Origin of the sequence: Altericista sp. CCNU0014 (assembly GCF_044923475.1) — a bacterium.
In the GTDB taxonomy this organism is placed as follows: domain Bacteria; phylum Cyanobacteriota; class Cyanobacteriia; order Thermosynechococcales; family Thermosynechococcaceae; genus JAAURS01.
On the sequence record NZ_CP137338.1, the window covers coordinates 2,388,900 to 2,408,159 of the forward strand.

A 19,260-nucleotide genomic window follows, 5' to 3' on the forward strand; every position below is an offset into this window, starting at 1 on the left:
TCGTTAAGACTCAAAGTGACGGTAAAAGTTTCTAAGAAATCCTTGGGGTGAAAGCCACTCTACCCATAGTTTTCGACATTCAATTTGTAACTCTTGAAACTGTTGCGGTGTGAGTCGAGCGTGAAACTCGCGAATGCGTTCTCCTAGGTAAGGGAGATCGTCTTCTTCAACCCACACGCAATAACGCTTCCAGTCAATCCAGCGCTCAAAGGGCAGTTCGCTGTCGGTATTGACGAATACGGGGATCCGCCCGCAGCTGAGCGTTTCGTAAAAGCGGTATGAAAAATTGCCCCCGCCCCGAGTGCAAAGAATATAGTCGCTATTGAGCATATTCTCAACAAACTGCTCTCGCTGAGATAAGGTTAGTTTTTCAGTATGGTGAAGCGAGTCCCGAATCAAAAAATTGCATTCCACTTTTGGCGTTTTTGAGAGGACGAACAGTGCCTGCGATCGAATTCGCGAACCGTACAGCCATGGGAGGGGATGCTTTACTAATTCGATTCCCACTTTTTTGACAATCCGGGCCATCCCAGGGAGTGCGCCCAACTTCAGGCGGAGATGATTGGTAAGATGATTTCGCGGTTTTACCAGGGCAGTATAGCCGCAATAGCCGATGACGGGTCGGCTGGACTTGCTGCGCAGTTGGACTCGACCGTGACAATAATGCTCTACAAAATCTTCGCTCCAAGCAGGTATGACAATCTCGTTTTGCTGGCGACTGGAACGGTTGCTCGAAGTCCGAAAGACTAAGCTGTTTTCTAAATCAATTGCTGTGGTTGCATCATCTAAGCAAAATATGACGAGTGGGATGCCTTGAAGTGCTGCCTTTTGGGCCATGTTTCGGGCGAACTCTAAACCTTGAGGATGGTCTTTTCCTTGAAACCAATCAAAAGGTAAAATGGCTAGTTGAGCATCTTCTACTCGAACCATGTTTAAAAAATCGGAACTGATTTTAATGTATTCATCATAACAACGAGTTTTTGGATTAGAAATGTCTTCGCTATTCTTTCCCCAAAAGCCGGATAAAAAGAAAATATGGGGGATTCCTTCGGGTAAATAAGTCGGGTCGGTATAAATATTTAGTTGTCTTAGATTGGCTGTTTCTGGGCTGTTAGACGACTTGCTCATACGAAGCCTGGTAAAGTCTCAATATTTATCAATACTTGTTTCTAACTAAAATATAGCTCGTGCTCTATCATACTTGCAACGATTTAAATCCAGAATAAGTCTTATGTTTGATAAACTGTGCTAGTTTACGATTTTAAATTTAGACCTTTTCTTAGGAATTTATCCAAAGTGTGTTAGGCGTATTTTAGGTTCTGGAGTTAAGACAAGTTTTCCTTCCGGATCGCCCCAACTCCAATTGGCGATCGCTGAGATAGAGAACCAATAGAAAAAGAGGGCCGTGTGACTCCAGATATTTTCGGTTAGCATGCCAACCATTATGGCTAGCATATTTGCAAATAGAGTTAGGCAAAAGCTTTTTTGAGATTTTACTGTTAATGGAGAAACGATTAATCTAAGTAGTCGTAATAACTGAGTTCCTAAAAATAATAGAAAAAGAGTAAAACCAACCACGCCCTCTTCCACAAGTACGCGAATGTAGTCATTGTGCGCCCAGGCGAACATCGGCCCTAAATAATCTGTCATTTGAAGTCCATACCCTAAAACTGGTGAAAATTTCCAATGATTTAAGAGTGCAGTCCATTGTGCAATTCTCCAGTTAAAACTATTTGAATCTTGAGATGAAAGTAGGACGGCGCGCGATATGTCAATATCTGAATTGAATAATGGTGTTTGCGCTATTGAAGCTAAGCGTTCTTGACCGAAATCTGTATTTAAAAATATCCCAAACATTAAAGAAATTAATAATACTGAGCTAATTAAATTTCTAAAATTAAGCTGAGACAAGATTAGGCAAGGGATCAAAACCAGTAACATGGTAATGCCGACCAATGTTTGTGTATTAACCAAGAAGAAAACAAGTACAATCAGTAGTAATACCCAAGGAAGACGTTTCTGAGTATTGTTTAATTTCCAATAAGTTAGGCCGATAAAAAAAACGAGAAACGTAGCAAATGTATTTGCTACGCCTAGCGTTCCATTAATTCGAAGACTTTCCTGATTGCGGTTTATGGCTAAAAAAGTTGGTAGTAAGCGATCGGGAACTAGAAGTTGGAGAAATGCTACACCAATAGGTATGGCTAGAGCTAGAAAAAGATAGTTAACAAATTTTTCTGGAGAGAGACGTTCTTTTAATTGAAGCGTAAGTAGATAAGCCATGAGCCAAGAAAATATGCGTACCCATTCTCGTACGGCATCAGAGAGATACTCTCCACCAAAACCCAGACCACCCAAGGGTAGCAAAACGACCCACAAGCCTTGTAAAACGACCCAAAGTGCAAAAAAACAAAAGAAAGAGTCAATTTGAACCTTCTGTTTTGAAAGAAGGCGAACGATCGTATAAATGATTGTTAAACCTGAAAGCCCGACTGCAAATGCCCCTGTCAATCCCCGATCTGTGAAAGGATCGAGTGCCGATCTGAGAATTAAGAGTCCAACTACACTTACTTCAAAATTTTTGAAAAAGAAACGAATTAGTACAGGAATAAATAAAATTGAAATAACAAATAATGACTTAGTCCCTGTCAAAAATATGCTAGCTATTCCTATTAGAACGCCAATAACTCCGATTAAATACTTTGAGTAAACCATGAATTTTATACTTCTAGAAACGATAGTTAGACAATCTATTGGCCCTAAAATTATTTCGTAAATCGAACTAGCTTAGAATGATGTCTTCAGAAGAGTTCAATATACACTCCAGGCTAATTTATACATTCATTATTGCTAAAAAATGAATGTATAAGTCGATGTCTGAATTTATTCTGAAGTGGTAAGAGATTTTTAGAACCTTCTTCACGTTCTTTCTAAAGGGCGTTCTGAATGGTTCTCTGTAATGGTTTCTAATGGATTCACAAGTTCATGCATTAGATTAGAGTTATGTATTCTGACCGCATCAGGTGTTTCGTTGATTACCATCCCTAAAATTTTAGTGCCGCATCCTTTTAGCTCCGCGATTGTCTGAAGTGCGATCGCTTTCGGAGTGATTTCTGGACGTACCACTAGTACTAGACCGTTGGTCTGTTGGCTTAATGTCATGACATCAGAGTAAAGACTAACCGCTGCCGCATCAATGATAACAAGATCGTACATATTCTTTGCTTCTGTTAACAACGTTGACATGGCAGCAGCTTCTAGTACCTGAGCGGGGCGTTTAAGCCATTGGCCTGTTGTCAATATCTCTAAATTAGGAATTCCCGTTGATTTTACGGCTGATAGGAGGGGTATGCTCCCACTTACTACATCAATTAGGCCTGGAATAGCTGGAAGATCGAAGAAATTTTGTTGTAAAGGACGACTCAAATCGGCATCAATTAAAAGCGTTCGCCGAGATAACATTGCTGATACGCTAGCAAGGCGAGCGGCAACGTTCGATTTTCCTTCTTCATCAACAATGCTACTGAGTATAATGGCCTTCAGGTTATTATCGCTATTGCTCTCCAGTGTTTTGAGCAACTTTCGATAAGGTTCTATCGCTATAGAATTGTCTAAAAAACTTTCCAAAAATTCTCGATCGAGTTCTGGTGAAAGGCGAGGGAGCGTGCTGAGTATGGGTAGCTTGAGTTGAGTTTCGGCTTCCCTTGCACTACCGACGGTATTTCTTAACATTTCACCTAATAGAACAATACCAATTGCCGATATGAAACCAAAAGCAGCCCCCAAAAGCAAAATCGATCTAGGCTTAGGGCTGTTTGGAGTAGAGGGCGGTGTAGCAAGTCCGACAATGCGAACGTTACTGACAAGCTGAGCTTCTGCAATTCGTGCCTGCTCTAAATTATTCTTCAAGAGTTTGAGGGTTTCCGCTTCTGTTTCGCGACGCCTGACTAAGGTATTGAGAATTCTTTGTACGGCTGGCAATTGGGCGATGCTTGCCTGCAGAGATTTACGTTGATTTTCCAGAGCCTTGAGTTTTTCGCTCATCGCACTGCGATCGACCTCGCCTGCAATGTAAGCAGCCATTAAATTGCGGCTTAAGTCGTCAGATGCCATAGTTCCAGAGACGGTCTGATTTCTTGGATTAACACGTGCTAACTTCTGTCTGTACAACGTCCGAGTTTCATCTCGTTTTTGAATTAGATCTAACATTTCCGGGTTTTGATCTGCCAATCGAGAACGTTTGTCGGCGACTTGAGCATCCATTTCAGATAGTCGGCGCCTTAAGTCCTTGAGCTCTTCATCTTGTCCAACTCGAGATGAAATATAAGCGCTCTCGACTCCATCTACTCCGGTGACACGTTGTAGCCGCTCGTTTTTTAGCTGAGCTTCTTGTAACTGAGCGATCAAAGTACGTTCTTGATCTTCGATAGTTGTCAAACTGGCCACAAGGCTATTCGACTGAGTATCTATAGAAATAACCCCTCGGGATGCTTTAAATCTGCTCTCTTCAGCTTCTGCTCGCTGTAGCTTTCCTTCCTGCTGTGGTATTTGAGATTCAATAAACTGCCGAACTGAGAAAGCTTCTCGACGGATGCTTTCCCCACTCTCTTGAACTGTGGCCCTCGCAATGGCATTCACTACCTCCGCTGCCATTCGAGGATCGGGATTCTGGTAAATAACTTCGAGAATATTTGTGGCTGGTAAAATTTTAACCTGGAGTCGACCTTTCACTTCATCTGCTGTAGGGAGTGGTTTCTGTCCGCGATCCACATTTTGGATTAAACTGAGGGCCCTAACTACAAGCTGTTTCGAAGTAACTAATTCAGCTTGAGTGGCAATGGGGTTAGCATTTCCTGGCACGGGTGCTGTTGCTAAATTTCGCCCTAATTCAGACACACTAGTGCGCCGTTCATCAAGTATAAGTCTAGACGATGCTTGATAAAGTGGTTGCGTAATGACTAAATAGATTAACGATGCGCCAATAGCCGAGGTGAATGCAGCAAGTGCATTCCAAAAGTTACGCTTTATCACTATTGTTAACAAAGGCATTTCATTCATACATGTATCTCCAGAAAATTGAGCTGTTTTAAGTTTCCCTGTTGAAAACTTTGAGGCAACGAGGTTCTTTTATCTTAGAATTGTATCTCCTGTAATGAATATAGAGTAGAACTTATGCGGTTTAGATGAGAAACGTTTGCAAGGGACTTCCAAAGAAAAAAGTATTTCACTATCAACCTACTCTATACAAAATATCCACAAACTACTTTCCGAGATTAAGAGTTAATGTCCCTAGTTTTTTGTCACACTTTTGAGACGGTTATGTTTGGCACGGTCATGCTGTATCACTAGGAAAAAAAGAGTTGAACAACTGTTTGGATTTGAAAATGCGCTAATTCTATCAGTCTTAGCCCTAAATTTCCGAAATAAGCGTTCGAGGGTATTGTTTGTTTGTACTAGTGGATACAAGGATTCGTCCAAATAATAGAGGCTAAAGGTCAACGCAATGTCTTTCAAAAAGGTACAGATGGCCTTGGGTTTGACAAACTGCCAAGTGACCTTACCCCGAAAAAGTGGACATTCCCGAAGAGTCGATAACCGAGGAGAATGTTCCGATGATACAAAAACCCCGCAGGATATTTACAGACGAGCAGAAGGCAGAGGCCGTCAGGATTGTCAATCAATCAGGCAAACCCATCAGCCAAGTTGTCAAAGCAATGGGATTAACTGTCCCCGAAACCGATAGATAGACTGTTTTGCATCGCCCACCACCCAAAGGTTCTCTCCGTCGCCGCATAGAGCTTGGAGCAGGCGGACGCTACTTCGGTTGACATCTTGATACTCATCGACGAGTACATGGTCATACTGACTCTCAAAATGGTTTCGGATTGCAGCGTTTTTTTCAATGGCTTGCAGCGTGTTGAGCGAGTACTCAACCTTTTCTGCGTCCGGTTGCAAGGCGATCGGCGGTAAGAGCAAGGCATCCAAGAGTTGCTGAGCCACTACCTCGAACGGCGCACCAAACCTTTCTGCAATCTGGGAAACGGTTAGACCTTCCTCAACATGGAGTTTGCGCACCACAGGGCGTGGCAAGAGAAATTCGCGGGCGAATAGATCCATCTGAACCTCGCGCCGTTGCCTTGGACTGTAGTCAACAACGCGATCGATTCCGACTGGTGAGGGTTCAGAAGACCGTGCTGGGTCGATGTTTAGTATAGGTTCGGCGTCAGGGGCATCGCCGAGTTCGACATGACTGATTTCATGTGCAACCAGGAAAGCTCGCTCAAAGGGTGTTCCAATGTTTTCGTAAAGAATGAGAACAGCATCGGGAATAAAGGTGGCCCTTCCGCCATTCAACATTGCGGCACCGGGAGCGGTCTTCTCGACGTCTATTTCCCGGCGCGTTGCCTCAGCCACTGCAAACGCATAGGAGTGTAGGGGATTCTCTCCTCTTGCAACAGCCTGGGCGTGAAGGTCAGCCGCTATCTGACGTGCGATCTCGATCCTATCCATCTTGGTTTTCGGTTGTCATCAGTAATGCTCGCGGATCTGGAGGTACATCGGCTTCGATCAAGATCTGCTCGAAGGTCACGGGTTCTCTAACCTCGGGTCTGTCATCTGCCTTATAGCTTTGTGCCAGTTTAGGCGTAGGCGGTAGCGCCAGTGCATCTTTGAGTGATTCAACTGTGCTGTTCAAAGCAGAGGCCAATCGCTCCAGAAAAGGAGTCGGCACGGAAGCAGATTTAACCCGACGCTCATGAAAGGCCGTGATTACTTGGCGCGGCACACCAAGGTGCCGTGCAAGATCGCGTTGCCCAGCAACCGAAAGGTTTGTAAATGGAGCGACTGGTTTCTTTCGGGATAGCCTCGGTATGTCGCTTCCACGCCCTGTCGATCGTCGCTAGGTCTCGATCTGAAAGTGGTGTCTCATCCTCACATACCTCGCGCGACAGTTCGTATGAAAGATCTACGAGTTCAGCAGCGTATTGTGGGTAATCCCTCAGGTATTGTTCGAGGGTGTCACGTCCTGAATTAGGTTCCACGGCGAAAGCATACAATACATCTTCGCGGGAGATTTGGGATTCATGAGGCATCATAATAACGTTTCTCCTACAGTTAGAGCGGCTTGCAGGACAGCGTATGCCTTATCCCGGTGTGTCCGGATCGTTTTCTCTGACTTTCCAAGCACCTTTCGTATTGTGAGCACGTCAGGATTATTGGAATCGATGGGAATTTCTTGTCGAATCATCTCTACGATCCTCCGTTGTTCATCTGGTAAGGTATCAATCGCTGCGTACAGGCATGACCGGTAATCGTCGTTGGCCAACGCAGATGTATTGAATGGCTCAAAGCTTTCAGCAGCAAGCTCGACCTCGGCTTTCAGCTCCCCAGTGACTTGATCTTCAAGAGTGGTCAAACGATTTTCATTCCGAACAACCTGACGCCAGACATCGCAAATCATAGTTTTTAATGCTTGATTGAAGCGCACCTCGAAAAAATCAAGTTGTTCAGAGTACTCTGTACGATCCTTTGCGAGCAGTTCCGCGAACCGCCCACTCACCTCATCTCGAATGAGTTGGATAAGATATGTTTTATTATCATTGGTGCTTGCCTTCTTGGAGCATCTCCGCAGGACGCGCTCGGCCATGAGCTTGTAGAGTTTCTCGAAGTAGTCATCCGATTTGTCTGTAGAGTTATAACTATTTCTGGTGTACAGCGAAGGAGACAAAAAAAGGCGTATCCTTCTGGACAAGCAAAAATACCAGAATAGAGATACACCATGACTCAAGATAATCTAATCGAGTTCAAAACACCAGAGTCTCAGGAATGCTTTAGCGATGCGCTCAGTGACTTGGTGCGCCAAGGTGCGCGTCAAATCATTGCACAGGCGGTAGAGGCCGAACTGAGCGAGTTTCTAGGTCAATATCAGGGCTTAAAAGACGACAACGGTCGTCAGGTGGTGGTACGAAATGGATACTTACCGGCCCGGACGATCGCCACTGGGATTGGCGAGGTCGCAGTGCAGGTACCGAAAGTGCGAGACCGCAGCGGCAGCGGTATCAAGTTCAACTCCCTGCTGTTACCGCCCTATCTAAAACGCAGTCGCAGTGTGGAGGAAGTCTTGCCTTGGCTGTATCTCAAAGGGATTTCGACAGGCGACTTTAGCGAAGCCCTATCGGCGTTGTTAGGTCAACAGGCAAAGGGCTTATCCGCCGCGACCATCAGTCGGCTCAAGGCAAAGTGGCAGCAGGAGCAGCAGGTCTGGCAAGTGCGTTCCTTGCGCGCCAAGCGCTACATCTATGTGTGGGCGGACGGCATTTACTTCAATATTCGAGAAGAGGAGCGTCAGTGCATTCTGGTCATGATTGGCGTCACCGATACGGGTTACAAGGAGTTGTTGGGGATGGCCGCAGGCTACCGAGAATCGGAGTTGAGTTGGAAGGCATTGATGCTCCAGCTCAAAGACCAAGGGTTACAGTATGACCCACTGCTGGCCATTGGCGATGGCGCATTGGGTTTCTGGAAGGCACTCCCTCAGGTCTGGTCGACAACCCAGAAACAGCGCTGCTGGGTGCATAAGACGGCTAATGTGCTCAACAAGCTGCCTAAAAACCTCCAACCCAATGCTAAGTCAGCGCTTTGGGAGATTTATCGAGCACAGACGAAATCCGATGCCAACCAGGCTTTCAATCGGTTTATCAAGACCTATCAATCCAAGTATCCTGAGGCAACCGATTGTTTGGACAAAGACCGAGATGTCCTGCTGGGGTTCTATGATTTCCCGGCTGAGCCCTGGCAGCATATCCGCTCGACGAATCCCATTGAATCGACCTTTGCCACCGTTCGCTTGCGAACTGATAAGACCCGTGGGGCGATCTCTAACGGCACGATTCTGCCACTGGTGTTCAAGTTAATCCAGAGTGCTCAAAAGCGTTGGCTGCGCATTCGAGGGTTTAAGCACCTCGGCGATGTGATTGAAGGCGTTCAATTCAAAGATGGGATTCGACTAGAACAGAAACACACTGATTTGAACGAGCAACAGAAGGCTGCCTAATTTTGTCCCATACACCAGATTTGACTATTGTGAATTCCGGAAACTATGGCTATTGAATCGAAAGATTTTTCCGGAAAGTATGTCCGCTACTTTATTGAATACCCAAAGCCTTGGAAGTTGTCAAATCAGTCTTGTGAGTTTCAGCATTTTCTGAGGGTAAAGTCCCTTCATTAGGAGAAGGACGGTCAAAGTCAAACTTGGCTCCCTTCAAGCGATAGGAAGAGCCAGTGAACTTGAGATACTCGCCATAGTGAAGGGTGCGGTCAATAATAGCTCTGGCCAACTCCTCATCATGCAAGCCCCTTCCCCATTGGCGCAGGGGCTTATTGGTCGTGAACAGAATGGGTTTGCCCTGCTGGTATCGTTGATCCACGACCTGGAACAAGACATCGGCAGCCCCAGGCCCATAACCGAGATAGCCCATCTCATCAATGACCAAGACATGAGGCTGAGTATAGGGTTTGAGAGCAGCATTGAGGTCATGGGCAATTTTCAGCTCATTGATCAACGCCGCAGCCGTGATAAAGCGTGCTGCAAACCCATTCTGGATCGCTTTGTAAGCAATGCTGACACAAAGATGGGTTTTCCCAGTCCCCGGCGGGCCTTCGAGAATTAAGGAGCGATTGTCGCTCACTAACTCAGGCCCTAAGAATCGACCCAGCATTTGGCGTTTGAGGTCGCTTCTGAAGGTGAAATCAAAGGTTTCAATGGTGGCGGCAAAGGGAAACTTAGCCTTTGCCACCTGAGTGGCGACCCGGTTTTCAGCCCGATGGGCGACTTCTTCCGAGAGGAGTCGTTCCAGAAATTGAGCATAAGACCAGTCCTCCCGTTCGGCGACGGGAATCAAGTCTGTTAAGACACGCGCAACCGTACTCAAGCCGAGGCGCTTGAGCAATATTTCTAAACTCATAAAACTATCCTTGTGATGAATGAGGGTGAAGGGCCAAAGGCTCAAGACCTAGAAAGCACAGGTTGACTCCCCTCGGCGATCGCCAATAGATACTCGCTGCCAAAACAGCGCACCTCGGTGGCCAGGGAAAGGGCCGCGAGAAAATCCGTGCGACCAATCTGCTCATAGAGTTGATACATGTGGTCTACATCGCTTTCCCAGCCTTGAGGACGACGATGCACCAACTCGGTAAGGTATGGCTGCACCATCGGGTCTAGGTCTAAGAGTAATTGTCGTTGGGCATAGGGTTTGCCCCGACGATACTGAAATAGCTCTTGGGCATGCTCAAACAGTACGCTGGACTTCCCATTTTCCGGAAATCTAGGATGCTCCCCCAGCAAGCGTTCTCCCAAATAAATTGCCACTCGTTGCTGCTGTAGATGAAGCGTCACGGTTTGACCGATGGCAACCGCCGGAACCGAATATTCCATGCCTCGATAGTGGACGCGCGCTGTGGGGCATACTACCGCACTGACCTTGAAGGCATAGGTGTCGGCCTGATGCGCACAAACTTTGAGGGACTCCTGCGCCAATCGGGTCAAGGGGATCTCTTTGGTGGCATCGCAGGGTCGTTCGGTGTTCACGTAGTCCACCCAGCCTTGGAGCTGTGCAATCAGGTCAGGGCGGTCTTGAAACGTTCGAGCGACAAAGAAATTATCTTTGACGAAGCCCACTAGATTTTCGACGGAGCCTTTCTGCTGTGGACGATAGGGCCAGCACGCTAGGGGAATGACCCCGCAGTCTATGGCGAATTGAGCGAACCGTTGGGTCCAGTTCACTTTGGCACTGCCGTCTTCACGAATCTCGCGAGACTCCACCACGGTGCTCATATTGTCGAACACGCTCATTAACGGTATCCCGCCAAAGTGCTCATAGGCTCTCAGTAAGCACCGCACCACGGTCTCTTGTTGCTCGTTGTCTACGATTTGCACATCCACAAACCGTGAGTATTTGAGCCGTGAAGCAAAAAAACGCACCACTTCGATATGTCCGTCGGCAAACCTGACGCGGCGTTGACCAAAGTCGTGTTGGGAAAACTCTCCTGGCAATCCCTCGAATCGCACGATGGGGACAGGCGGGTTTGTCGGTCGAAGACGGTGCACCAATTCATAGACCGCTGTTTTTCCTCCGGTATACCCTTTGGCTCTCAGGCGCGCGAGCACTTCTTGGCCTTGGAGTGGGCCATCTTCAAGTTTTCGCGCTTCTTCAAACCACTGTTGAATCTCACGTTCGTATTGCTCTACCGCACTGGGCCTTCCCAGATTTCGGCTTTTCCGGAAACTCTCATCGTCTGCATTTGTGACCTCCGGTTCTTTCTCAATCCGGCTGGTCGTTCGTTCACTGATTCCGGTCAGCTCTCGAACCTGTTTTTGGGGGACTCCCTCTTGTCTCAATTTTTGAACCATAAATCGCTCCAGTATGTTGTACATGGGCACTGGTCTTGGGTTGGACTATCTCCATTTTTGAAGATAAATCCTCCCGTTCTGACCTGACATACTTTCCGGAATCGGAGCTGTCATAGTTTCCGGAATTCACAACTATATCTCATCTTGATGAGGGAGATCGCTGTCCAGTAGAGTTTACTGATAGCCGCAGTACGGGCAAGGTCAAAAGTTGTAGCGGTCTTTTGGGCAAATTGAAGCGAAGCCGTGTAGTAAAACATGATGAACTCCTGTGTAGCGGTAGAGTTGAAGCAATCGGTAAACTGTGGTGCGTCGATTGCTATGTATATAGAATGGTCGATAATTTCATATAAATCAAGTGCAAAATTGAAGCTTTAGGCATTAAGAACTAAAGTAGGCAAAGCTCCAAAAGCTAATAGAAAAGAGGCTTGTAGGAGTATTGAGACATTAATAAGAAAATATTATACAGGCAAGATCGCAAGAATTTTATATACGAATATTAAATACAAAGAAGCGATTTCGTGAGAATATCTTATGCAGAATGGTGGTTTTGGATGGTGAATGATATCCTAGAAGCGTTGACATAGCGTACTTTTGCAGAAAGTTGAAGGTTTACATCGTTTAGAGCAAGTCTTAAGAATTATATACGAAGTGCAAAGAGTGCGCTTTTGCTGGGGAGGGTGTCAGATGGAGAGCGATCGCTAAGGCGCGAAGCGCTGAAAGCATTGGTATATATGGATTTATTTAAAAGTTGAAGGTTTGTGCGATGTTGAGCAAGTTTGAAGGTTTGTATACAAAAGGGCGATCCCATAATATATTGCATGGTGTTTTGCACGTAATATAAGATATTTTGAATGTATAAGCACGGATCCCGTGAAGCATGTCGCATACATATTGTTTTTCTTGTAACAAGAAAAACAATATGTATGCGACATGCTTCACGGGATCCGTGCTTATGCTTCACGGGACTTATTCAAAAATATCTTATATTACGTGCAAAACACCATGCAATATATTATGGGATCGCCCTTTTGTATACAAACCTTCAAACTTGCTCAACATCGCACAAACCTTCAACTTTTAAATAAATCCATATATACCAATGCTTTCAGCGCTTCGCGCCTTAGCGATCGCTCTCCATCTGACACCCTCCCCAGCAAAAGCGCACTCTTTGCACTTCGTATATAATTCTTAAGACTTGCTCTAAACGATGTAAACCTTCAACTTTCTGCAAAAGTACGCTATGTCAACGCTTCTAGGATATCATTCACCATCCAAAACCACCATTCTGCATAAGATATTCTCACGAAATCGCTTCTTTGTATTTAATATTCGTATATAAAATTCTTGCGATCTTGCCTGTATAATATTTTCTTATTAATGTCTCAATACTCCTACAAGCCTCTTTTCTATTAGCTTTTGGAGCTTTGCCTACTTTAGTTCTTAATGCCTAAAGCTTCAATTTTGCACTTGATTTATATGAAATTATCGACCATTCTATATACATAGCAATCGACGCACCACAGTTTACCGATTGCTTCAACTCTACCGCTACACAGGAGTTCATCATGTTTTACTACACGGCTTCGCTTCAATTTGCCCAAAAGACCGCTACAACTTTTGACCTTGCCCGTACTGCGGCTATCAGTAAACTCTACTGGACAGCGATCTCCCTCATCAAGATGAGATATAGTTGTGAATTCCGGAAACTATGACAGCTCCGATTCCGGAAAGTATGTCAGGTCAGAACGGGAGGATTTATCTTCAAAAATGGAGATAGTCCAACCCAAGACCAGTGCCCATGTACAACATACTGGAGCGATTTATGGTTCAAAAATTGAGACAAGAGGGAGTCCCCCAAAAACAGGTTCGAGAGCTGACCGGAATCAGTGAACGAACGACCAGCCGGATTGAGAAAGAACCGGAGGTCACAAATGCAGACGATGAGAGTTTCCGGAAAAGCCGAAATCTGGGAAGGCCCAGTGCGGTAGAGCAATACGAACGTGAGATTCAACAGTGGTTTGAAGAAGCGCGAAAACTTGAAGATGGCCCACTCCAAGGCCAAGAAGTGCTCGCGCGCCTGAGAGCCAAAGGGTATACCGGAGGAAAAACAGCGGTCTATGAATTGGTGCACCGTCTTCGACCGACAAACCCGCCTGTCCCCATCGTGCGATTCGAGGGATTGCCAGGAGAGTTTTCCCAACACGACTTTGGTCAACGCCGCGTCAGGTTTGCCGACGGACATATCGAAGTGGTGCGTTTTTTTGCTTCACGGCTCAAATACTCACGGTTTGTGGATGTGCAAATCGTAGACAACGAGCAACAAGAGACCGTGGTGCGGTGCTTACTGAGAGCCTATGAGCACTTTGGCGGGATACCGTTAATGAGCGTGTTCGACAATATGAGCACCGTGGTGGAGTCTCGCGAGATTCGTGAAGACGGCAGTGCCAAAGTGAACTGGACCCAACGGTTCGCTCAATTCGCCATAGACTGCGGGGTCATTCCCCTAGCGTGCTGGCCCTATCGTCCACAGCAGAAAGGCTCCGTCGAAAATCTAGTGGGCTTCGTCAAAGATAATTTCTTTGTCGCTCGAACGTTTCAAGACCGCCCTGACCTGATTGCACAGCTCCAAGGCTGGGTGGACTACGTGAACACCGAACGACCCTGCGATGCCACCAAAGAGATCCCCTTGACCCGATTGGCGCAGGAGTCCCTCAAAGTTTGTGCGCATCAGGCCGACACCTATGCCTTCAAGGTCAGTGCGGTAGTATGCCCCACAGCGCGCGTCCACTATCGAGGCATGGAATATTCGGTTCCGGCGGTTGCCATCGGTCAAACCGTGACGCTTCATCTACAGCAGCAACGAGTGGCAATTTATTTGGGGAGAACGCTTGCTGGGGGAGCATCCTAGATTTCCGGAAAATGGGAAGTCCAGCGTACTGTTTGAGCATGCCCAAGAGCTATTTCAGTATCGTCGGGGCAAACCCTATGCCCAACGACAATTACTCTTAGACCTAGACCCGATGGTGCAGCCATACCTTACCGAGTTGGTGCATCGTCGTCCTCAAGGCTGGGAAAGCGATGTAGACCACATGTATCAACTCTATGAGCAGATTGGTCGCACGGATTTTCTCGCGGCCCTTTCCCTGGCCACCGAGGTGCGCTGTTTTGGCAGCGAGTATCTATTGGCGATCGCCGAGAGGGAGTCAACCTGTGCTTTCTAGGTCTTGAGCCTTTGGCCCTTCACCCTCATTCATCACAAGGATAGTTTTATGAGTTTAGAAATATTGCTCAAGCGCCTCGGCTTGAGTACGGTTGCGCGTGTCTTAACAGACTTGATTCCCGTCGCCGAACGGGAGGACTGGTCTTATGCTCAATTTCTGGAACGACTCCTCTCGGAAGAAGTCGCCCATCGGGCTGAAAACCGGGTCGCCACTCAGGTGGCAAAGGCTAAGTTTCCCTTTGCCGCCACCATTGAAACCTTTGATTTCACCTTCAGAAGCGACCTCAAACGCCAAATGCTGGGTCGATTCTTAGGGCCTGAGTTAGTGAGCGACAATCGCTCCTTAATTCTCGAAGGCCCGCCGGGGACTGGGAAAACCCATCTTTGTGTCAGCATTGCTTACAAAGCGATCCAGAATGGGTTTGCAGCACGCTTTATCACGGCTGCGGCGTTGATCAATGAGCTGAAAATTGCCCATGACCTCAATGCTGCTCTCAAACCCTATACTCAGCCTCATGTCTTGGTCATTGATGAGATGGGCTATCTCGGTTATGGGCCTGGGGCTGCCGATGTCTTGTTCCAGGTCGTGGATCAACGATACCAGCAGGGCAAACCCATTCTGTTCACGACCAATAAGCCCCTGCGCCAATGGGGAAGGGGCTTGCATGATGAGGAGTTGGCCAGAGCTATTATTGACCGCACCCTTCACTATGGCGAGTATCTCAAGTTCACTGGCTCTTCCTATCGCTTGAAGGGAGCCAAGTTTGACTTTGACCGTCCTTCTCCTAATGAAGGGACTTTACCCTCAGAAAATGCTGAAACTCACAAGACTGATTTGACAACTTCCAAGGCTTTGGGTATTCAATAAAGTAGCGGACATACTTTCCGGAAAAATCTTTCGATTCAATAGCCATAGTTTCCGGAATTCACAATAGTCAAATCTGGTGTATGGGACAAAATTAGGCAGCCTTCTGTTGCTCGTTCAAATCAGTGTGTTTCTGTTCTAGTCGAATCCCATCTTTGAATTGAACGCCTTCAATCACATCGCCGAGGTGCTTAAACCCTCGAATGCGCAGCCAACGCTTTTGAGCACTCTGGATTAACTTGAACACCAGTGGCAGAATCGTGCCGTTAGAGATCGCCCCACGGGTCTTATCAGTTCGCAAGCGAACGGTGGCAAAGGTCGATTCAATGGGATTCGTCGAGCGGATATGCTGCCAGGGCTCAGCCGGGAAATCATAGAACCCCAGCAGGACATCTCGGTCTTTGTCCAAACAATCGGTTGCCTCAGGATACTTGGATTGATAGGTCTTGATAAACCGATTGAAAGCCTGGTTGGCATCGGATTTCGTCTGTGCTCGATAAATCTCCCAAAGCGCTGACTTAGCATTGGGTTGGAGGTTTTTAGGCAGCTTGTTGAGCACATTAGCCGTCTTATGCACCCAGCAGCGCTGTTTCTGGGTTGTCGACCAGACCTGAGGGAGTGCCTTCCAGAAACCCAATGCGCCATCGCCAATGGCCAGCAGTGGGTCATACTGTAACCCTTGGTCTTTGAGCTGGAGCATCAATGCCTTCCAACTCAACTCCGATTCTCGGTAGCCTGCGGCCATCCCCAACAACTCCTTGTAACCCGTATCGGTGACGCCAATCATGACCAGAATGCACTGACGCTCCTCTTCTCGAATATTGAAGTAAATGCCGTCCGCCCACACATAGATGTAGCGCTTGGCGCGCAAGGAACGCACTTGCCAGACCTGCTGCTCCTGCTGCCACTTTGCCTTGAGCCGACTGATGGTCGCGGCGGATAAGCCCTTTGCCTGTTGACCTAACAACGCCGATAGGGCTTCGCTAAAGTCGCCTGTCGAAATCCCTTTGAGATACAGCCAAGGCAAGACTTCCTCCACACTGCGACTGCGTTTTAGATAGGGCGGTAACAGCAGGGAGTTGAACTTGATACCGCTGCCGCTGCGGTCTCGCACTTTCGGTACCTGCACTGCGACCTCGCCAATCCCAGTGGCGATCGTCCGGGCCGGTAAGTATCCATTTCGTACCACCACCTGACGACCGTTGTCGTCTTTTAAGCCCTGATATTGACCTAGAAACTCGCTCAGTTCGGCCTCTACCGCCTGTGCAATGATTTGACGCGCACCTTGGCGCACCAAGTCACTGAGCGCATCGCTAAAGCATTCCTGAGACTCTGGTGTTTTGAACTCGATTAGATTATCTTGAGTCATGGTGTATCTCTATTCTGGTATTTTTGCTTGTCCAGAAGGATACGCCTTTTTTTGTCTCCTTCGCTGTACACCAGAAATAGTTATAACTCTACAGACAAATCGGATGACTACTTCGAGAAACTCTACAAGCTCATGGCCGAGCGCGTCCTGCGGAGATGCTCCAAGAAGGCAAGCACCAATGATAATAAAACATATCTTATCCAACTCATTCGAGATGAGGTGAGTGGGCGGTTCGCGGAACTGCTCGCAAAGGATCGTACAGAGTACTCTGAACAACTTGATTTTTTCGAGGTGCGCTTCAATCAAGCATTAAAAACTATGATTTGCGATGTCTGGCGTCAGGTTGTTCGGAATGAAAATCGTTTGACCACTCTTGAAGATCAAGTCACTGGGGAGCTGAAAGCCGAGGTCGAGCTTGCTGCTGAAAGCTTTGAGCCATTCAATACATCTGCGTTGGCCAACGACGATTACCGGTCATGCCTGTACGCAGCGATTGATACCTTACCAGATGAACAACGGAGGATCGTAGAGATGATTCGACAAGAAATTCCCATCGATTCCAATAATCCTGACGTGCTCACAATACGAAAGGTGCTTGGAAAGTCAGAGAAAACGATCCGGACACACCGGGATAAGGCATACGCTGTCCTGCAAGCCGCTCTAACTGTAGGAGAAACGTTATTATGATGCCTCATGAATCCCAAATCTCCCGCGAAGATGTATTGTATGCTTTCGCCGTGGAACCTAATTCAGGACGTGACACCCTCGAACAATACCTGAGGGATTACCCACAATACGCTGCTGAACTCGTAGATCTTTCATACGAACTGTCGCGCGAGGTATGTGAGGATGAGACACCACTTTCAGATCGAGACCTAGCGACGATCGACAGGGCGTGGAAGCGACATACCGAGGCTATCCCGAAAGAAACCAGTCGCTCCATTTACAAACCTTTCGGTTGCTGGGCAACGCGATCTTGCACGGCACCTTGGTGTGCCGCGCCAAGTAATCACGGCCTTTCATGAGCGTCGGGTTAAATCTGCTTCCGTGCCGACTCCTTTTCTGGAGCGATTGGCCTCTGCTTTGAACAGCACAGTTGAATCACTCAAAGATGCACTGGCGCTACCGCCTACGCCTAAACTGGCACAAAGCTATAAGGCAGATGACAGACCCGAGGTTAGAGAACCCGTGACCTTCGAGCAGATCTTGATCGAAGCCGATGTACCTCCAGATCCGCGAGCATTACTGATGACAACCGAAAACCAAGATGGATAGGATCGAGATCGCACGTCAGATAGCGGCTGACCTTCACGCCCAGGCTGTTGCAAGAGGAGAGAATCCCCTACACTCCTATGCGTTTGCAGTGGCTGAGGCAACGCGCCGGGAAATAGACGTCGAGAAGACCGCTCCCGGTGCCGCAATGTTGAATGGCGGAAGGGCCACCTTTATTCCCGATGCTGTTCTCATTCTTTACGAAAACATTGGAACACCCTTTGAGCGAGCTTTCCTGGTTGCACATGAAATCAGTCATGTCGAACTCGGCGATGCCCCTGACGCCGAACCTATACTAAACATCGACCCAGCACGGTCTTCTGAACCCTCACCAGTCGGAATCGATCGCGTTGTTGACTACAGTCCAAGGCAACGGCGCGAGGTTCAGATGGATCTATTCGCCCGCGAATTTCTCTTGCCACGCCCTGTGGTGCGCAAACTCCATGTTGAGGAAGGTCTAACCGTTTCCCAGATTGCAGAAAGGTTTGGTGCGCCGTTCGAGGTAGTGGCTCAGCAACTCTTGGATGCCTTGCTCTTACCGCCGATCGCCTTGCAACCGGACGCAGAAAAGGTTGAGTACTCGCTCAACACGCTGCAAGCCATTGAAAAAAACGCTGCAATCCGAAACCATTTTGAGAGTCAGTATGACCATGTACTCGTCGATGAGTATCAAGATGTCAACCGAAGTAGCGTCCGCCTGCTCCAAGCTCTATGCGGCGACGGAGAGAACCTTTGGGTGGTGGGCGATGCAAAACAGTCTATCTATCGGTTTCGGGGACAGTTAATCCCATTGCTTTGACAACTTGGCTGATGGGTTTGCCTGATTGATTGACAATCCTGACGGCCTCTGCCTTCTGCTCGTCTGTAAATATCCTGCGGGGTTTTTGTATCATCGGAACATTCTCCTCGGTTATCGACTCTTCGGGAATGTCCACTTTTTCGGGGTAAGGTCACTTGGCAGTTTGTCAAACCCAAGGCCATCTGTACCTTTTTGAAAGACATTGCGTTGACCTTTAGCCTCTATTATTTGGACGAATCCTTGTATCCACTAGTACAAACAAACAATACCCTCGAACGCTTATTTCGGAAATTTAGGGCTAAGACTGATAGAATTAGCGCATTTTCAA

The 19,260-nt window shown here is 47.3% G+C and carries 16 protein-coding genes; 7 read left to right on the forward strand and 9 right to left on the reverse strand.

Features of this window, described 5'->3' with window-relative positions:
* Positions 1-3: 3 nt before the first annotated feature.
* The 6 genes from R6H26_RS11650 to R6H26_RS11675 form a co-directional block, all read right to left on the reverse strand.
* Positions 4-1,128: an exostosin family protein gene (locus R6H26_RS11650; protein WP_404790612.1), complete on the reverse strand. Its 1,125-nt coding sequence runs from the start codon at positions 1,126-1,128 to the stop codon at positions 4-6.
* A 159-nt stretch (positions 1,129-1,287) separates the two neighbouring features.
* Entirely contained in the window at positions 1,288-2,715 is a 1,428-nt protein-coding gene (locus R6H26_RS11655) for an O-antigen ligase family protein (protein ID WP_404790613.1), read from the reverse strand.
* Between the two features lie 204 nt (positions 2,716-2,919).
* Entirely contained in the window at positions 2,920-5,058 is a 2,139-nt protein-coding gene (locus tag R6H26_RS11660) for a GumC family protein (RefSeq protein WP_404790614.1), read from the reverse strand.
* Positions 5,059-5,706: 648 nt separating this feature from the next.
* Positions 5,707-6,510, reverse strand: a complete 804-nt coding sequence (locus tag R6H26_RS11665; protein ID WP_404790615.1) for a UvrD-helicase domain-containing protein — start codon at positions 6,508-6,510, stop codon at positions 5,707-5,709.
* Positions 6,503-6,730, reverse strand: coding sequence for a hypothetical protein (locus R6H26_RS11670; RefSeq protein WP_404790616.1), 228 nt, complete (start codon positions 6,728-6,730; stop codon positions 6,503-6,505). The genes R6H26_RS11665 and R6H26_RS11670 overlap by 8 nt, the downstream gene beginning before the upstream one ends.
* A gap of 360 nt (positions 6,731-7,090) precedes the next feature.
* Complete coding sequence (locus R6H26_RS11675; RefSeq protein WP_404790617.1) at positions 7,091-7,645, reverse strand: hypothetical protein; 555 nt, start codon at positions 7,643-7,645, stop codon at positions 7,091-7,093.
* Positions 7,646-7,777: 132 nt separating this feature from the next.
* Here R6H26_RS11675 and R6H26_RS11680 point away from each other — a divergent pair, with 132 nt between their 5' ends.
* A complete protein-coding gene (locus tag R6H26_RS11680; protein WP_404790618.1) occupies positions 7,778-9,052 on the forward strand; it encodes an IS256 family transposase in 1,275 nt (424 codons plus the stop codon).
* A 91-nt stretch (positions 9,053-9,143) separates the two neighbouring features.
* Here the strand turns inward: R6H26_RS11680 and istB (R6H26_RS11685) are convergent, their stop codons facing one another.
* On the reverse strand, positions 9,144-9,962 hold the full coding sequence (gene istB, locus R6H26_RS11685; RefSeq protein ID WP_404790619.1) for an IS21-like element helper ATPase IstB: 819 nt from the start codon (positions 9,960-9,962) through the stop codon (positions 9,144-9,146).
* 41 nt (positions 9,963-10,003) lie between these two features.
* Entirely contained in the window at positions 10,004-11,407 is a 1,404-nt protein-coding gene (istA, locus tag R6H26_RS11690) for an IS21 family transposase (RefSeq protein WP_404790620.1), read from the reverse strand.
* 1,822 nt (positions 11,408-13,229) lie between these two features.
* Between istA (R6H26_RS11690) and istA (R6H26_RS11695) the strand changes: the two genes are divergently transcribed.
* From istA (R6H26_RS11695) to istB (R6H26_RS11705), 3 genes are read left to right on the forward strand one after another with little or no spacing between them, the layout of a single operon-like run.
* Positions 13,230-14,315, forward strand: a complete 1,086-nt coding sequence (istA, locus tag R6H26_RS11695) for an IS21 family transposase (RefSeq protein WP_404790621.1) — start codon at positions 13,230-13,232, stop codon at positions 14,313-14,315.
* Positions 14,296-14,628 (forward strand): hypothetical protein, encoded by a 333-nt coding sequence (locus R6H26_RS11700; RefSeq protein WP_404790622.1) that lies wholly within the window; start codon positions 14,296-14,298, stop codon positions 14,626-14,628. The genes istA (R6H26_RS11695) and R6H26_RS11700 overlap by 20 nt, the downstream gene beginning before the upstream one ends.
* Before the next feature lie 48 nt (positions 14,629-14,676).
* The gene (gene istB / locus R6H26_RS11705) at positions 14,677-15,495 is read left to right on the forward strand and encodes an IS21-like element helper ATPase IstB (protein WP_404790619.1); all 819 of its coding nucleotides are present in this window, start codon (positions 14,677-14,679) and stop codon (positions 15,493-15,495) included.
* A gap of 91 nt (positions 15,496-15,586) precedes the next feature.
* On the opposite strand, the gene R6H26_RS11710 is transcribed toward istB (R6H26_RS11705), so the two are convergent.
* Complete coding sequence (locus R6H26_RS11710) at positions 15,587-16,861, reverse strand: IS256 family transposase (RefSeq protein ID WP_404790618.1); 1,275 nt, start codon at positions 16,859-16,861, stop codon at positions 15,587-15,589.
* 132 nt (positions 16,862-16,993) lie between these two features.
* Between R6H26_RS11710 and R6H26_RS11715 the strand changes: the two genes are divergently transcribed.
* From R6H26_RS11715 to R6H26_RS11725, 3 genes are all read left to right on the forward strand, one after another.
* Positions 16,994-17,548, forward strand: a complete 555-nt coding sequence (locus R6H26_RS11715; RefSeq protein ID WP_404790617.1) for a hypothetical protein — start codon at positions 16,994-16,996, stop codon at positions 17,546-17,548.
* Positions 17,549-17,908: 360 nt separating this feature from the next.
* The gene (locus R6H26_RS11720; protein WP_404790616.1) at positions 17,909-18,136 is read left to right on the forward strand and encodes a hypothetical protein; all 228 of its coding nucleotides are present in this window, start codon (positions 17,909-17,911) and stop codon (positions 18,134-18,136) included.
* Positions 18,129-18,932: a UvrD-helicase domain-containing protein gene (locus R6H26_RS11725; RefSeq protein WP_404790615.1), complete on the forward strand. Its 804-nt coding sequence runs from the start codon at positions 18,129-18,131 to the stop codon at positions 18,930-18,932. Before R6H26_RS11720 ends, R6H26_RS11725 begins: the two co-directional genes overlap by 8 nt.
* Positions 18,933-19,260: the final 328 nt, after the last annotated feature.

Bases quoted from the DNA above. Each gene is read 5' to 3' on its own strand.
- R6H26_RS11650 (WP_404790612.1), bottom strand. From the start codon at position 1,128: ATGAGCAAGTCGTCTAACAGCCCAGAAACAGCCAATCTAAGACAACTA.
- R6H26_RS11655 (WP_404790613.1), bottom strand. From the start codon at position 2,715: ATGGTTTACTCAAAGTATTTAATCGGAGTTATTGGCGTTCTAATAGGA.
- R6H26_RS11660 (WP_404790614.1), bottom strand. From the start codon at position 5,058: ATGAATGAAATGCCTTTGTTAACAATAGTGATAAAGCGTAACTTTTGG.
- R6H26_RS11665 (WP_404790615.1), bottom strand. From the start codon at position 6,510: ATGGATAGGATCGAGATCGCACGTCAGATAGCGGCTGACCTTCACGCC.
- R6H26_RS11675 (WP_404790617.1), bottom strand. From the start codon at position 7,645: ATGGCCGAGCGCGTCCTGCGGAGATGCTCCAAGAAGGCAAGCACCAAT.
- R6H26_RS11680 (WP_404790618.1), top strand. From the start codon at position 7,778: ATGACTCAAGATAATCTAATCGAGTTCAAAACACCAGAGTCTCAGGAA.
- istB (WP_404790619.1), bottom strand. From the start codon at position 9,962: ATGAGTTTAGAAATATTGCTCAAGCGCCTCGGCTTGAGTACGGTTGCG.
- istA (WP_404790620.1), bottom strand. From the start codon at position 11,407: ATGGTTCAAAAATTGAGACAAGAGGGAGTCCCCCAAAAACAGGTTCGA.
- istA (WP_404790621.1), top strand. From the start codon at position 13,230: ATGGTTCAAAAATTGAGACAAGAGGGAGTCCCCCAAAAACAGGTTCGA.
- istB (WP_404790619.1), top strand. From the start codon at position 14,677: ATGAGTTTAGAAATATTGCTCAAGCGCCTCGGCTTGAGTACGGTTGCG.
- R6H26_RS11710 (WP_404790618.1), bottom strand. From the start codon at position 16,861: ATGACTCAAGATAATCTAATCGAGTTCAAAACACCAGAGTCTCAGGAA.
- R6H26_RS11715 (WP_404790617.1), top strand. From the start codon at position 16,994: ATGGCCGAGCGCGTCCTGCGGAGATGCTCCAAGAAGGCAAGCACCAAT.
- R6H26_RS11725 (WP_404790615.1), top strand. From the start codon at position 18,129: ATGGATAGGATCGAGATCGCACGTCAGATAGCGGCTGACCTTCACGCC.